General features: G+C 73.0%; 13 protein-coding genes and 1 pseudogene. 6 read left to right on the top strand and 8 right to left on the bottom strand.

Translation table 11 applies throughout. The features are described 5' to 3' along the window. Positions 1 to 13: 13 nt before the first annotated feature. Complete coding sequence (locus AC1DUE_RS12790) at positions 14 to 709, bottom strand: hypothetical protein (protein WP_477039808.1); 696 nt, start codon at positions 707 to 709, stop codon at positions 14 to 16. 287 nt (positions 710 to 996) lie between these two features. Between AC1DUE_RS12790 and AC1DUE_RS12785 the strand changes: the two genes are divergently transcribed. Next, on the top strand, positions 997 to 1,299 hold the full coding sequence (locus AC1DUE_RS12785) for a DUF427 domain-containing protein (RefSeq protein ID WP_477039807.1): 303 nt from the start codon (positions 997 to 999) through the stop codon (positions 1,297 to 1,299). Positions 1,300 to 1,378: 79 nt separating this feature from the next. Here AC1DUE_RS12785 and AC1DUE_RS12780 read toward each other — a convergent pair whose 3' ends face one another. Then, positions 1,379 to 3,463: a RecQ family ATP-dependent DNA helicase gene (locus AC1DUE_RS12780; RefSeq protein WP_477039806.1), complete on the bottom strand. Its 2,085-nt coding sequence runs from the start codon at positions 3,461 to 3,463 to the stop codon at positions 1,379 to 1,381. Positions 3,464 to 3,607: 144 nt separating this feature from the next. Here AC1DUE_RS12780 and AC1DUE_RS12775 point away from each other — a divergent pair, with 144 nt between their 5' ends. Then, positions 3,608 to 4,372: a hypothetical protein gene (locus AC1DUE_RS12775; RefSeq protein ID WP_477039805.1), complete on the top strand. Its 765-nt coding sequence runs from the start codon at positions 3,608 to 3,610 to the stop codon at positions 4,370 to 4,372. Then, complete coding sequence (locus AC1DUE_RS12770) at positions 4,372 to 5,037, top strand: class F sortase (RefSeq protein WP_477039804.1); 666 nt, start codon at positions 4,372 to 4,374, stop codon at positions 5,035 to 5,037. Before AC1DUE_RS12775 ends, AC1DUE_RS12770 begins: the two co-directional genes overlap by 1 nt. Positions 5,038 to 5,096: 59 nt before the next feature. Here AC1DUE_RS12770 and AC1DUE_RS12765 read toward each other — a convergent pair whose 3' ends face one another. Next, the gene (locus AC1DUE_RS12765; protein WP_477039803.1) at positions 5,097 to 6,071 is read right to left on the bottom strand and encodes a sigma-70 family RNA polymerase sigma factor; all 975 of its coding nucleotides are present in this window, start codon (positions 6,069 to 6,071) and stop codon (positions 5,097 to 5,099) included. A gap of 144 nt (positions 6,072 to 6,215) precedes the next feature. On the opposite strand from AC1DUE_RS12765, the gene AC1DUE_RS12760 reads away from it, so the two are divergent. Together AC1DUE_RS12760 and AC1DUE_RS12755 are read left to right on the top strand one after the other, a co-directional pair. Then, entirely contained in the window at positions 6,216 to 6,992 is a 777-nt protein-coding gene (locus AC1DUE_RS12760; protein ID WP_477039802.1) for an SDR family NAD(P)-dependent oxidoreductase, read from the top strand. Positions 6,993 to 7,014: 22 nt separating this feature from the next. Next, complete coding sequence (locus AC1DUE_RS12755; protein WP_477039801.1) at positions 7,015 to 7,782, top strand: class I SAM-dependent methyltransferase; 768 nt, start codon at positions 7,015 to 7,017, stop codon at positions 7,780 to 7,782. A gap of 10 nt (positions 7,783 to 7,792) precedes the next feature. Here the strand turns inward: AC1DUE_RS12755 and AC1DUE_RS12750 are convergent, their stop codons facing one another. The 5 genes from AC1DUE_RS12750 to AC1DUE_RS12730 form a co-directional block, all read right to left on the bottom strand. Beyond that, complete coding sequence (locus AC1DUE_RS12750) at positions 7,793 to 8,566, bottom strand: SDR family oxidoreductase (protein ID WP_477039800.1); 774 nt, start codon at positions 8,564 to 8,566, stop codon at positions 7,793 to 7,795. A gap of 53 nt (positions 8,567 to 8,619) precedes the next feature. Further along, entirely contained in the window at positions 8,620 to 11,151 is a 2,532-nt protein-coding gene (locus AC1DUE_RS12745) for a glycoside hydrolase family 5 protein (protein WP_477039799.1), read from the bottom strand. A 72-nt stretch (positions 11,152 to 11,223) separates the two neighbouring features. Continuing rightward, positions 11,224 to 12,645, bottom strand: coding sequence for a M15 family metallopeptidase (locus tag AC1DUE_RS12740; protein ID WP_477039798.1), 1,422 nt, complete (start codon positions 12,643 to 12,645; stop codon positions 11,224 to 11,226). A 269-nt stretch (positions 12,646 to 12,914) separates the two neighbouring features. After that, the gene (locus AC1DUE_RS12735; RefSeq protein ID WP_477039797.1) at positions 12,915 to 13,703 is read right to left on the bottom strand and encodes a DinB family protein; all 789 of its coding nucleotides are present in this window, start codon (positions 13,701 to 13,703) and stop codon (positions 12,915 to 12,917) included. A gap of 51 nt (positions 13,704 to 13,754) precedes the next feature. Then, complete coding sequence (locus AC1DUE_RS12730; RefSeq protein ID WP_477039796.1) at positions 13,755 to 14,477, bottom strand: GbsR/MarR family transcriptional regulator; 723 nt, start codon at positions 14,475 to 14,477, stop codon at positions 13,755 to 13,757. Positions 14,478 to 14,696: 219 nt separating this feature from the next. Here AC1DUE_RS12730 and AC1DUE_RS12725 point away from each other — a divergent pair. Beyond that, a pseudogene (locus AC1DUE_RS12725) lies at positions 14,697 to 15,108 on the top strand (DUF4097 family beta strand repeat-containing protein); the annotation flags it as partial.

Here is a 15,108-nt window from a genome sequence, read left to right as displayed (position 1 = left end):
GTGAGGTCGCCGATCAGGGGCGCGGGGTGGCGGGGCCGACGGGGATCCACTCCCAGCTCGCCAGCACCGCGTCGACGGCCTCGACGGCTCGGTCGTGCGTGCGTCCCAGGGATACGACGCCGACGATGAACGCCCAGCCGTCGTGGTCGATGTGGGTGTCGGTGAGCAGTTTGTCGCCCTGACGTGGCCGGGACGTCCAGCGCCAGCCGACGCCGCCCGCGCTGTCGACACGCTCCACGGGCCGCACGAGGCGGTCCCTGTCGCAGTCTGCCTGCGCCTCGGCCGCGCGACCGGCGGCAGGCAGCAGGGCCATCCCGTGGTGGTCCCGTCCGACGTGTCCGAGCGACACGACCAGGAGGTGAACGCCCTCGGCGAGCACGACGTGCGTGTCGTGGCGCATGCCGTTGGGCGTGTCCTCGGCAGCTTGGGGTCCGCCTTTGCCGGAGGCCCAGAACGACTCGCCCGGCCTGCCGTCGCCGAGCGGTGGCACGACGACCTGGTGCGTTCTGGCGAACATGTCCTCGGGCGTCCTGCGCTGGACCTGGATGAAGGGCATCCTCGCGAGCGACCTGCGTACGTACTCGGGGTCGTCCGGGAAGAGCGTGTCCAGCTCCCGCCTGATCCGACGTCGGTTCTGGAATCCGGCCACGAGAACGATCGCGGCGACGACGAGCAGGAAGGCCCAGAGGTCGGAGAGGTCGTTCAGCACCTGATCAGCCTTCTCACAACAGTCACCCGAGTCGCATCGGCACGCCAGGCAGCCGTGTTGAGCCGCGTCCGACGTTGACGGCCTACCTGCGCCGAGCCGGGGTCTCTCGCTCGTCGAGAACGGTCCCGACGAGATCGACCCTTCGGCGCGAGACCGGCGGTGCGAACCACCGATCTCGCGGCGAAAGGTCGGTCTCGACAGGTGGCGTGCGTTTGCGGCCTGCCCGGGCGGGGCTTCTCATGGCTTCCGGTGCCGACGCTCGGCACCCGCATCCGATGGGGAGACGCATGAAGGCAGTCGTGGGCGAGACGGTCATCGCCGAGGCACCCGTGGAAGACCTGATCAAGATCGAGGGCAACTGGTACTTCCCGCCGTCGAGCGTCAACGAGGAGTACGTCTCGACCAGCCCGACCCCGTACACCTGCCCGTGGAAGGGCGCGTGCGAGTACCTGACGGTGACGGTCGACAACGCGGCGCTCCAGGACCGCGCGTGGCGCTACCCCAACCCGTACCCGAGCGCCTTCGACCGCGTCGGCCAGGACTTCACCGGCTACGTCGCCTTCTGGAAGGACGTCAAGGTCGTCGAGTAGCGCCGACGAAAGTCGTCGACCCCGCGCCGGTCGGATCGATACGGTCCGGCGCGGTTCTGAGATCGGTCGACCGTTCGCGTCAGCCGCGAAGGGCGAGGGCGAACGGGAGGACCGCCGGTGCACCCGCCAGGCGCAGCTCGCGGGCGGCGACCGTGATCGTCCAGCGGCTGTCGACGAGGTCGTCGACGAGCAGCACCGGGCCGGGCGGCAGCGCGAGGCCCGAGGCGTCGAACCGTTGCCAGACGGCGGCCAGGCGGAACGCGCTGCTGCCGCCCGGGTCGCCGGTGGGGCCGCCGTCCACGAGGGACAGCGCGCCGGCGTAGGGCAGGCGGCCGATCTCGGCGAGGCCTCGGGCGAGGGAGTCGACGAGCAGGGGTCGGCGGCGGGACGGCATCGCGACGACGGACGCCGGGCGCTCCTCCCAGTCCCACTGCGCAAGCACGCGGACGCAGCCGGCGAGCATGGCCGAGGTGACCGATGCATCGGGAGCACCGGCCGCGAACACCGACCGGAGCGTGTTGCCCCAGCCCAGGTCGGTCAGGCGGGCGAGTGCTCGGCCCTCGGACGCGCGCTCGCCCACCGGGATGTTGCCGCGGACACCGAGGCGGTCGGCGACGCCCACCGGCCACTGGGCGCGCGGCTCGATGGGGACGCCGACGCGGTCGATGGCGCGCGCCGCGGAGTCCGAGGCGGACGAGACGATGTCCACGGGGTACCAGGCGCCCGCGCACGAGTCGCACCGGCCGCACGGGACGGCGGTGTCGTCGTCGAGGGACCGCTGCAGGAACTCCATGCGACAGCCGGTCGTCCGCTCGTACTCGACCATGTGGTCCTGCTCGGCGGTGCGGGCGGCCGCGATCCGCTCGTAGCGCTCCGCGTCGTAGGTCCACGGCCGGCCCGTCGACTCCCAGCCGCCGCGAACGCGACGCACCGCGCCGTCCACGTCGAGCACCTTGAGCAGGAGCTCCAGCTGGGTGCGACGGACGTTGACCAGCGCCTCCAGCGCGGGCGTCGACAGGACCGACCCGTCGGCGAGCTCGCGCAGGACTCGTGACGCCCGGTCCTCCGACGGCATCGACGCGGTCGCGAAGTACTGCCAGATGTCGCGGTCCTCGGGCCCGGGGAGCAGCAGCACGTCCGCTGAGGCGGTGGCGCGGCCGGCGCGGCCGACCTGCTGGTAGTAGGCGACGGGCGACGAGGGCGCGCCGAGGTGCAGGACGAACCCGAGGTCGGGCTTGTCGAAGCCCATGCCGAGCGCACTCGTGGCTACCAGGGCCTTGACTTCGTTGGCCTGGAGCGCAGCCTCCAACGACTCGCGTTCCGCGGGATCCGTCTGACCCGTGTAGGCGCGGACGGCGTGCCCCGCCTCGCGCAGCAGGCGCGCGGTGTCCTCGGCTGCCGACACGGTGAGCGTGTAGATGATCCCCGAGCCGGGCAGGTCGGCCAGGTGGCTGAGCAGCCAGCCGAGGCGGGTCTTGGCGTCGGGCAGGCGCAGGACGCCGAGCCGCAGGGACGAGCGCGCGAGCGGTCCGCGGATGGTCAGGACCGACGATCCCCCGAGCTGCTCGGCGACGTCGGCGACGACCCGCGCGTTCGCCGTGGCCGTGGTCGCCAGGACCGGGACGTCCGGCGGGATGGCGGCGATCAGGTCGCGCAGGCGGCGGTAGTCCGGGCGGAAGTCGTGGCCCCAGTCGCTGATGCAGTGCGCCTCGTCGACCACCAGCATCCCGAGCCGCTCGACGAGCGCGGGCAGCTGGGTCTCGCGGAACGACGGGTTGTTGAGCCGCTCGGGCGAGACGAGCAGCACGTCGACCTCGTCGGCAGCCAGGGACTCCAACAACGACGACCACTCGTGCGCGTTGGTCGAGTTGATGGCGACCGCCCGGACACCCGCCCGCTCGGCGGCCGCGACCTGGTCCCGCATCAGGGCCAGCAGCGGCGAGACGAGCACGGTCGGACCCGCGCCCCGCGCGCGCAGCAACATCGTCGCGACGAAGTACACCGCCGACTTGCCCCAGCCCGTCCGCTGCACGACGAGCGCCCGACGGTGCTCGTCGACGAGCTGCTCGATCGCCTCGTACTGCCCGTCGTGGAACACCGCAGCGGGACTGCCGACGAGGCGCCGCAGGACCGTCAGGGCATCGTCGTACGTGGAGGACGTCACGCGCCCACCCTGCCAGCCGCCGGGGACACCGCGGTCACGTCGTCCCCAGATCCGGACCAATCCGGCATCGACTCCGCCCCGAACCAGCCCCGACACGAAGCACACGAGACAAGGGGTTCGCGACGAGCCCGGTTCGGAGACATCATGCGCACGAGCTTCAAGCTCGCCACCGCCGCGTTCGGCGCCGCGGTGCTCATCCCCCTGTGCACCTCCACGGCGTTCGCGGCGGACGGCGACGTGAACGCCAACCTCACGCCGGTCGCGCTGAACGGGGTCACCGGGAGCGGGACCGCGATGGTGAAGGTCACCGGCACGACGATCACCGTGACGATGGCCGCCAACGGGCTGCTGCCCGACGCACCGCACGCCGCGCACATCCACTTCGGCGCCGAGGCACGCCACGAGTGCCCGGCCGCCAGCGACGACGCGAGCAAGGACGGGACGCTCAACACCAGCGAGGGCGGGCCGGCGTACGGCGACATCGTCGTCTCCCTGACAAAGACCGGAGACACGAGCCCCGCGAGCGGCCTGGCCGTCGACCGGTTCGACACCGCGCCGGGCGGCAAGATCGCCTACCAGCGCGGCAGCATCACCGTCTCGCCGGAGGTCGCCCAGGCGATCGTCGACGGCAAGTCCGCGGTCGTCATCCACGGCGTCGACCACAACCACGACGGCACGTACGACGGCGCCACGAAGTCCGACCTCGACGCCACGCTGCCCACCGAGGCCACCGACCCGGCCCTCTGCGGCGTGCTGACCGCCGCGCCGATCGGCTCGATGGCGACGGGGGCCGGCGGTGCGTCCGGCGGCGACAACAGCGTCGCCTACCTCTACACCGGCGCCGGCCTGCTGCTGGTCGCCGCCGGCACCGGGGCGTTCGCCGCTCGTCGCGCGCGCGCCAAGGTCTGATGTCCGCCAGCACGTTCGTCGGCCGTCGCGGCATCCTCGCCGCGGCGGCCGCCGTGCTGGCCGTCGCGGGCGTGCTCGCCCTCGTCGTCGGGCTGCACGGCCAGCCCGGTCCGCCGCAGCCGCCGGCGGCGGCGGTCGTCGCCACGCCGACACCGGCACCTTCTCGGACGACGACAGCCGACCTCCCGGTCACCGACCTCGGGCCCGTCCTGCCCGCGTCCGAGCCCGTCGCGCTCGACATCCCCAGCATCGACGTCCACGCGACGACGCTCGCGCCCCTGAGCGTCGGCTCCGACGGCGTCCTGCCGCCGCCCAGCGACTACGCCCAGCCCGGCTGGTACACAGGCGGCCCCGACCCCGGCCAGCTCGGACCCGCCGTCATCGCGGGCCACGTCGACGGTCCGAGCGGGCCGGCGATCTTCTACCGGCTGGGCGAGCTCACCCCCGGCGCCGAGGTGGACGTCACCCGGGCCGACGGCACGGTCGCGCGGTTCACCATCGACACCGTCGCCAGCTACGCCAAGGCCGACTTCCCGACGTCGCTCGTCTACGGCAACTCGACCGACCGCGCCGAGATCCGGCTGATCACCTGCGGCGGCGCGTTCGACCACGCCACCGGTCACTACGTCGACAACATCGTGGCGTTCGGCCACCTGACGGCCTGACGGCTCGTCACATCGAGAACGTCCACCGCGGCCGTCAGGCGCTCGGCCGGGCCGACGGCTCAGCGCGCTGAGGGTCCGACGCCCCGCGCAGGCAGCGTCCGCGGCAGCCCGAACCACGGCAGGACCGTGCTCTCGAACCGGGTCATCGCGCTGATCCGGTCGCCGCGGACCTCCAGCACGATCAGCCCGACGCCGTGGCGGACGCCGTCGACCCCACGCATGTACGTGCCGAAAGCGGGCTGACCGTTGGCTCGCGTGGGCACCAGGTCGAAGCGTCGACCCGCCCCGAAGATGCGCGCGCAGAACGAGGCGGCCGACGAGCGGCCGAGGTACTCGAACGGCATCGGCGGCATGGAGACGAAGACGTCGTCGGTCAGGAGCGCGACGACCGCGTCGAGGTCGGCGGCCTCGTAGGCGGCGACGAACTGCTTCACCAACCCGTCGTCGACGGGCGCCGTCGAGGCCGAGAGGACCGGCAGACGGGAGCGCGCACGCTTGAGCGCGCTGGTCACCGAGGAGACGGTCGTGTCGAGCATGTCGGCCACCTCGGACGCGGGGAAACCGAGCACGTCGCGCAGGACCACGACGGCGACCTGCCGCGGCGGCAGCACCTGCAGGGCGGTAACGAACGCAAGCGAGATCGACTCGGTCCGCTCGTACCGGGTCTGCGGGTCGAGCATCTCGTCCGGGTACGGCTGGAGCCAGACCACCTCGCCCAGCCGGGTCGGCTCGGGCGGGTCGACGCCCGGGACGTTCCAGTCGACGGGCGGACGCCGCCCCGCCGAGCGACGTGCGCTGAGGCACCGGTTGGTCGCGATCCGGTAGAGCCAGGTGCGCAGCGAGGCCCGCCCCTCGAACCCCGCGAGCCCTTGCCACGCGTCCAGCAGCGTGTCCTGCAGCGCGTCCTCGGCGTCCTGGAACGACCCGAGCATCCGGTAGCAGTGCACCTGCAGCTCCGTGCGGTGCGGGTCGGTCAGCTCGCGGAACGCCTCGCCGTCGCCCGCCCGCGCGCGGGTCAGGAGATCCGTCTCCACGCCGCCTCCTCTCGTCGTCGTCGATCTATCGACGCCGACCGCACCCCGAACTGGGCGGTCCGGCACGGACCAGTTTCCCGACGACGCGACCTCTACATCCTCGACGGCCGCACCCACAGCGGCCCCGACGAAGGAGGACACGAGATGCTGCTCGAGGACAAGGTCATGGTGATCTACGGCGCCGGCGGGGCGATCGGCGGTGCCATCGCGCGTGCCGCGGCCGCCGAGGGTGCTCGGCTGTACCTCACGGGCCGCAAGGGGGGGCCCGTCGACGAGGTCGCACGGTCCCTGCCGGGGGGCGCCGACGTCGCGGCGGTCGACGCCTTCGACGAGCTCGCGATCGCGGACCACCTGGACCGGGTGGTCGCCGCGGAGGGGCGCGTCGACGTGTCGTTCAACGCGGTCGGCATGGACGACCACGGCATCGTCGGCACACCGCTGATCGACCTCGACTCCGAGAGCTTCCTGGCGCCCGTCGTCGGCTACGCCCGGTCGTACTTCCTGACCGCGCAGCAGGCGGCCCGGCGGATGGTGCCGAACGGGTCGGGCGTGATCATGACCGTCACGGCGCTCCCGTCGCGGGCCGGCAGCGTGCTCGTCGGCGGGTACGGCCCGGCGCACGCCGCCAAGGAGGCGCTCACGCGGAGCTTGTCCGCCGAGCTCGCGCCGCGCGGGCTGCGCGTGGTCGGCGTGCGGCCGCACGGCATCCCCGAGAGCGAGTCGATGCGGGACGTCTGGGAGCTCAAGGGCGCCGGGTTCACGTGGGAGCAGTTCCAGGCGTACCTCGCCAGCACGACCCACCCGAAGCGCGTGATGACGCTGCGGGAGGTGGCCGACGTCGCGGTCTTCATGGCGTCGGACCGGGCGAGCGGGATGACGGGGACCACCGTCAACCTCACCATGGGCAGCCTGGACGACTGATCGGGCCCCCTAGAGTCGGCACATGTCCGACGGGAGAGCCTCCGAGACAGCGCTGAACAGGGCGCTGTGGTCGATCATGAACGAGCGCTTCACCGACGCTGCCGCCGACGAGCTGTGGGCGCGGACCGAGGTGGTCTGGGGGCTGTTCGCGGTCCCCGAGCGCACCCTCGGCGTTCTCGGGGACCTCCGCGGTCTCGACGTCGTGGAGCTGGCGAGCGGGACGGCCTACTTCTCGGCCTGGCTCGCGCGGGCCGGCGCCCGGCCGGTCGCCGTCGACCTGTCGTTCGAGCAGCTCGCGACCGCCGCACGGCTCCAGCGGCAGCACGGCCCGACGTTCGCGCTGGTCCAGGGTGACGCGCAGCAGGTCCCCCTGGCCGACGCGTGCGCCGACCTCGTCGTGAGCGAGCACGGGTCGGCCGCGTGGTGCGACCCCGAGCGCTGGCTGCCCGAGGCGGCCCGCCTGCTACGCCCCGGCGGGCGGCTGGTGTTCCTCACCAACAGCAACCTGTCGGCGCTCTGCGTGCCCGCCGAGGAGGGGTTGGCCACCGACCACCTGCTGCGGGGCCAGCGCGAGGCCTACGAGGTGGCGTGGCCCGGCGGCGGGGTCGAGTTCCACCCGTCGCACGGCGATTGGATCCGCCTGCTGCGCGCCGCGGGGTTCGTCGTCGAGGCCATGCACGAGATCTATGCGCCGCCGCAGGGCGCGGACCACGCGTTCTACGAGATCGTGTCGGCGGACTGGGCACGCCGGTGGCCGGCCGAGGAGCTCTGGGTGGCGACGAGGACGTGACCGGCGGAGCTCACCAGGTCGAGTCGCCGCGGATCGTCACGTCCGAGCCGCCGTCGATGAAGATGACCTGGCCGCACAGGTGCGTGTTCTCCTCGCTGACCAGCCAGGCGAGCAGGGCGGCGGGTGCGGACGGCTCCATGAAGCCGTGCAGGGGCATGGGCACCTGGGCGGCGATGCCCGCACGCTGCTCGGCCGTGGCGAGCATCGGGGCCATGAGCGGCGTGTTCACGATCCCGGGCGCGATCGCGTTGAGCGGGATCCCGGCGCCGGCCCAGTCGTCCGTGGCCGCGGTGCGGCGCAGCCAACGGGCCAGGGCGCGCTTCGAGCTGCTGTAGATCCTGCCGGGGTGCCCCGACTCGACGAGCTTGTCGGCGCGTCCCCGGGCGCCCGCCTCGTCGTGCGCGAGGCAGAGGTCGACCAGCTCGTCGTCGTGCGGCAGCAGGCTCGACATCGACGCGGTGACGACGGCCCGCGGCGCCGACGAGCCCATGAGCAGCGGGCGCAGGCCCTCGAGCGTGGCGATCGCACCGAAGTAGTTGACCGCGACGTCCTGCGCGGTCTGGCCCGCGACGCCCGCGATGGCCGCGATCGCGTCGACGTCGCCGCCGCTCAGCTCGCGGACCCGTTCGACGAGGTCGGACCGCCCGGCCGTCGTCGAGAGGTCCGCGACGACGTCGCTGTCGTGGACGTCCACCCCGATCACGCGGTCCCCGCGGGACTCGAGCAGGGCCTTGGTGGCCCCGCCGATCCCGGACGCAGCTCCCGTGACGACGACCGTGCGCATCGCAAGCTCCTTTGCTCCGAGGACAGACCGTCATCGTCTCTCGTCGGCGTCCGTCAGGCCCGTTCTACCGTGACGGTGTAGCTCCCCTCGGCGCAGCCGGTGACCTGCCAGCCACCGGGCACCTCGACCGCCTCCGCGCCGGTGACGCCGGTGGTGCTCAGCACGGGCTCGTTCTCGCCCGGCACCCAGATGTCGAGCTCGCAGTTGATGGCGGGATCGTCGACCGTCGCGGAGAACTCGAGGTCCGCACCGCCGGAGACCAGCGAGTCCAGCCGCCCCGGGAAGGCGCGCGGGTAGGCCCGGCTCAGCGGCTCGGCGAAGCCTGCCGGCGGCGGGGTCAGGGCGCCGGTGGCGCAGTCGACCGAGACGAGGTTGCCCGAGCTCTCTGCGTTGTCGCCGGTCTCCGGCGAGCCGCAGCCCTGCCGCCAGACCCAGAACGCGCCGCCGACGCCGAGCCGGTCCTGCGCGGCGACGAACCGCTGCACCTTCGCGCCGTCGACGTCCGGGTCGCCGAACCAACCCCACTCGCCGAGCCAGAGCGCCGCGCCGTACGACTTCGCGGCATCCGCCGACATGGCCAGGTTCCGCTCGATCGACGCGATCGTCAGCCCGAGGCTCTGGTCGAGCGTGATCGACTCGCTGTAGGGGTGCGGCGCGAACACGAGCTGGGTGTCCGACGTGAAGCCGGGCGGCGGCGTCACGTCGAAGCCGAGCCCGGACCACAGCACGCTCGGCTCGAAGAACGCCAGGTGCGTGAAGCCACCGGTCTCCGCCTCGCGGATCGCCGTGATCGCCGCGTCGTAGTACCGCCCGAGCAGCAGGCCCGAGGTGACCGGCGGGATCGCGCCGATGCCGGGCTCGTTGAACAGGTCGTAGCCGGCCACGGCGGGCTCGTCGGCGAACGCCTCGGCCACGGTCGCCCAGGTGCGGAGCAGCTCGGTCTGGATGCCGTCGCGGTCCGTGTAGAAGTTGCTGTACGCCGTCGCGACCGCCGGCGCGAGGTCGCGGGCCATGAACTGGCAGTGCTGGGCACCGTCCGTGATCGTCGCCCAGTCCGGGGCGCCGTCCCAGCCCGTCGTCGGCGAGGTCCCGCCGTCGCACTGCTCGTCCGGGCGCGCCAGCGCGTTGCCCCAGGCGTCCTCGTGCATGTCGAGCACGGTGTACAGACCGTTCGCCTTGGCGTCCGCGACGGCCTTCTTGATCTCGTCGAGGTAGGCCTCGTCGAAGTCGCCCCTCGTCGGCTCCAGCCGCGACCAGGACATGCCCAGGCGCACCACGTTGAAGCCCATCGCGGCGATCTGCGCGAAGTCCTCGTCCGTCGGCGGCTGCGTCGCGGGGACGTCGGGGTCGCGCAGGTAGTAGTCGATCAGCTGGTTCACGTTGACGCCGCGCAGGATCACCCGACGCCCGGTGACGTCGCCGATGACCGGCAGACCGCCCGCCTCGCGGGCGGGCAGCAGGTGCAGCCGCTCCATCCCCCCACTCGCCTCGACCGGGGCCACGGCCTCGGGTCCCCGGGCGTTCGTCGGCACCACGAGCGGGACGGCGAGAAGGACCGCGGCGGTCCCGACGACGATCCACGCCCGCCGCCGCGAGCCCGCGTGCACGGGGACGACGCGCGCCCGCCAGCGCCAGGTCAGGCCTGTCGCGAGGGCGGCGACCAGCCCGACGCCGACGCCGTACCCGATACCGGTGGCGACCGCGATCACCGTGGTCGCGATCCACCAGCTGTCCGGCCCGGCGTTCTCGAGGCCGCCGGTCAGCGCCGCGACGACGGCACCGAGCACGCCCAGACCCACACCGGCGACGACCGCGGCCAGCCAGACGGCCAGCGCGGTCTCGTCGGCACGCTGTCGCACGCCCGACCGGACGGCCAGCGCGAAGAGGCCGAGGAAGACCAGGATCCCGACCAGCGTGCCGAGCGCGCTCGCGGCATTCGTGGGGGCGAGCAGCGGCCCGGCGAACGCGTAGCCGACGGGTCCGCCGCGCCACGTCGTGCTCCCCACCGCGGCGAGCGCGACCACGACGAGCATGACGGCGACCGCGAACCCGCTCGACTCGGTCCTCCCCCGCTCGCCCGACGGACGCCGGCCGTAGGCGAGCGCCGCCGCGAGGGCGACCAGCGGTCCGACGACGAGCCCCTTGAGACCGGCGAACCCGCTCGTCGCTACGGCGAACTTCAGCGCCGCGACGAAGCTCAGGTGCGGCCCGACCAGCGGCAGCGCGGCGACGAGGCCGGTGGCGGCAGCGGCCAGCGCGACCGCGCCGGTCACCGCGGCCCACGTCACGACGAACAGCCGGCGGGCGGTCACGGAGGTCCGGCCGGCCGCGTACACCGGGACGGTCGTCGCGACGAGCAGGACGGGCAGCCCGACCAGCAGCGGCGCCCACTGGTACACGCCGCCGAAGCGGATCGGGGGCATCCCGTGCCCGCCGACCGGTGCCAGCAGGCCCGTCGGGTCGACCAGCGCGAACGCGACGACGAGCAGGAGGACGACGGCACCCGCGACTGCGGACGCGCGGAGGTCGCGGCGGCGCAGCACGGTGCGCCCCCGGGCCTGGGACGGCTCTGTCAGATCGGCCATGGTGAGAGCGGAGCCTAGCGGCATTGACCTGAACGAGCGTCCAAATCACCCGTTTGCGTCAGGAGCGCGACGTCAGGGGGTCGGCGTCGCCGTCGGTTCCGCGGGCTCGGTCGCGGTGGGGTCCGGCGTCGGCGACTCCGTCGGCGTGGGCGTCGGGGTCGGCGTCGCCGTGGGTGTCGGCGACTCGCTCGGGGTCGGGGTGGGCGTCGGGTCGGGCGTCGGCGACGGGCTCGGTGCCGGCGTGGGATCGGGCGTGGCGCTCGGCGTGGGCTCGACGGTCGGCTCCGGAACCGGCGTCTGGACGGGGACCACCGGGGTCGCCCCGTTGGGCTGCCCGTTCAGCAGGATCGGTGTCGAGGTGCCGGCGCCGCGGTCGTCCGTCGTGCCGAACTCCCAGTGCCACGGCTCGTGAGGTCCGCGGCCGTCCTGGTCCATGTACGTGGGGTGGTGCCAGCCGAAGAGGGCCGCGTTGACCTTGAGCCAGGCGTACTGCGCCGAGCCATAGCTGTCGACGCCGTCGCCGAGGTCGATCGCCAGGCCCCAGCCGTGGTTCGACGTGCCGGGCGCGGCGGCGAGCCCGCCCTTCGCCGCCTTGGTCAGGACCTGGTCGACGAGACTGCGGTAGGAGTCGGTGAGCACTATGTCGTGGCCGAACGCCTGACGGTAGGCCGCGTTCATCCGGCTCAGAGCCTCGGCCGCGTCGCACCGCAGGTGGTGCTCGGGTGCGAAGTCGACCGGGCAGAGCACCTCGAGCGGGATGTTCCCGTTGGTGTAGCCGTCCGTCGAGCGGGCCTGCTGCTCCGCCCGCAGGATCGCCGCCTTCACGGTCTCGTCCGCGCTCGTGCTGGCCTGCTGGGCGGCGAGCGTGATGCCCGCGACCGCGTCCCGGGCCTTCGCGGCCCACGTGGCCGCGACCACGACGTCCCGGTCGTCCGCGGCCGCGTGCGTGGCCGCCACCGCCGCGTCGAGGGCCGCCACGTTCGGGTCGGTCGCGACGAGCAGGCGGGCCAGCGCCGCGCTCTGTGCCGACTGGTCCGCGAGGTCGATGGCGACCAGCAGCACGTCCGTCTCGACGCCCTTGACCACGCGCGCGGCAGACGAGAGGTCGCCGCCCGCGACCTGCTGGCGCGCGTCCAGCACCCGGGGCCGGAGCTGTTCGACCGTCAGCGCCGCCCCCGTGACCGCCGGTGCGTCCACGACCGCCTCGACGGTCTCGACCGGCAGGCGCGGCTCCGCGGGCGGCGCGGGCTCGACGGGGGCCTGCGGGGTTCCGACGAGGGTGACCGTCGCGGCCTCCACCGCCTTCACGCGCTGGTCGAGCCGGGCCAGCGCCAGGCGGTACGACGTGCTCGTCGGCTCCGGCGCGACGTCCTTCTGCGTGGACGGGAGGCTCGCGGTGACGGGTTCGACGGCCCGGCCGACCCCGACCGACGGGGCGGGCGCGAACGAGACGGCCGCCAGCACACCCGCCAGGACGGTCGTCGATGAGAGCACCGCGAGGGACTGGGAGCGCCACCTCGCGGGAATCGGGCGCGCACGATGCCGCGCCCTGTGTCTCCATCGTGGTGCCGGCACTGCGCCCCTCCGCCGTATCCCGTCAACCGACCATCTCACCGCCGGGGCCGCACGTCGACCGCTCTGCGACGACGCTGCCCGCCCGCAGCGACCTCGACGAGGCTCCTGCACCACGGCGAACAGGGGGTGTGACGTGGGCACCCGCCGCCTGAACGGCTGGCTGACGCTGGGTCATCGGCGCCGCTGTTTCACCCCTCGGGCAGAGCCTCGTCCCGAGCCTCGGACGGGTCCGCGCGCGGCGACTCGATCAGGCCGAGGTCACGCACGGCGAACCGGTGGTGCTCCCACTCCTCCTCGAGGATCACGTGCAGGCAGTGCCGGACGGTCACCGGGAACTCGGGGGCGTGCGGGTTCCTGCGCTCGGCGTCCAGCTCCTCGGGCGTGACCGTGGCGATGAAGTCGCGCACCATCGCCTGCCGCCCGGTGCGCACCTCGAGCACCTCGGCGTAGGCAGGCTTGTCCCCCGAGAACGCCGACGTGTCCTCGTCGTCCATCGACGCGTCCGGCTGGCCGATGGCGTGGAACGGCTGCTCGAGCTCGAGGACCGCCTTGCCCAGCCAGATGTCCGTGGCCATCACCAGGTGACGCAGCGTCTGCGCGAACGACCACTCGCCGCCGACCGACACGTCGACGGTCCCCTCGGGCGTCGTCGCGACCCGGTCGAGCGTGGCCGTCCACTGGCCCTCGATCGCCGCCCAGGCGTGACGCAGGCCCTCGGGGGTCTCGGCGCGCCTCTCGTCGCGACCCGGGAACCGGCGGTTGAGCTCCGCCTCGACGAACGGGGCGACGTCCACGCCGTTGATCCAGAACGAGGCGTCGGGCTCCGTGATCCACGGCGCGTCGATGTCCGCGTCGGCGATGTCGATGCCGCGCATGACGATGCCGGACAGGTCCGACTCGACGAACCGCGCGCCCCGCAGGTTCACGCCCCGGAACAGTGCACCCTGCAGCTCGTCGGACCTACCGAAGGTGGCCATGTCTTCTCCTCGTCGAACGGACCGGTCAGTTCGGGCGTCACGGACGAGTGTCTACCGGGGGTCCGACATCGGCACGGGCTTGGTGTAGAGGAGCTCGCGGGCCTGCTCGGCCGCGCGCGCGATGCTCTCCCCGACGAAGTCGACGAAGCGTGCGATGTTCTCGAGCCGCACGGCGGCCGGGGTTCCCGGACCGAGGACCGCGACCCCCTGCCGGGCCGTCTCGGCGAGCAGCGCGTTGGACCGGGCCGCGGCGATCATCGACTGGTACCAGACGTCGTCGTCGACCACGTACCGCTCGCGACGGGTTCCGTCGCGCTCGCGGCGGGCGAGGCCCTGGGTCTCGAGGTACGTGATCGCCTTGGAGACCGACGCGGGGCTGACGTCGAGGCGCGCGACGAGGTCCGAGGCCGTGAGGCTGCCCGTGTCCGAGGTGTAGAGGCAGGTCAGCACCCGGGCCATCATCTTGGGCACGCCGGACTGCATGAGCAGGGTCGTGAACGTCTCCTCGTACTCGCGCACGGCGTCGGCGTCACGTCCTTGCCCCTGCCGCGGCGCACGCGGAGCCGCCGGCGTGCGCCGCTGGGCGCGACGCTCGGTGGCGCGGTGGGCGAGGTCGGCGCGGTAGGCCGTCGGGCCGCCGTTGCGCATCACCTCGCGGGTGATCGTCGAGGTGGGTCGGTCGAGACGCCGGGCGATCGCCGCGTACGCGAGTCCGTCCCCCAGGCCCACGGCGATCTGCTGGCGCTCCTGCTGGGTGAGCCTGCCTCCAGGCATCGCGACCTCCTGCTCTCGACGTGCAGCCAGGCTAGCGTTCACTCCTTGTCATTGCAACGTTAGGCCGCGGCCTTGTTGCGTTAGCTTCACTCTTGTTGCAACGATTTCTGCCGTCTGAACTGCGTATATGCATCTTCATTGCAGAAACACTGTTGCCCACTTCGCGAACGCAACGTAGCGTTTGCGATGTCAGAAACTACGAGCCAGGAGTTGAGACCGATGCAGACCTTCGCCACCCCCACCCCGATCTCCGCCGTCCTCGACATCCCCGCGGGCCGCGTCCAGATCATCGCCGCCGATCGCTCGGACACCGCGGTCGAGGTCCTCCCCGCGGACTCCTCGAAGAGCCGCGACGTCAAGGTCGCCGAGCAGACCACCGTGTCGTTCACCGACGGCGTCCTGCGGGTCGAGTCCGTCGCCCCGCACCAGATCCTCGGCAGCTCGGGCTACATCGAGGTGACGGTGCAGCTGCCCGCCGGCTCCCGCGTCGAGGCCAAGGCCGCGAGCGCCGAGCTGCGGGGCGTCGGCCGCCTGGGCGACGTCACGTTCGAGGGCGCCGAGGGCGTCGTCAAGCTCGACGAGGCCGCCAGCGTGAAGCTGACCACCCTCACCGGCGACGTGACGGTGGGCC

This window comes from Cellulomonas sp. P4_A2, from assembly GCF_056402515.1.
The sequence above is the reverse complement of the archived record's forward strand: the minus strand, read 5'-3'. Positions and strand labels throughout refer to the sequence as shown.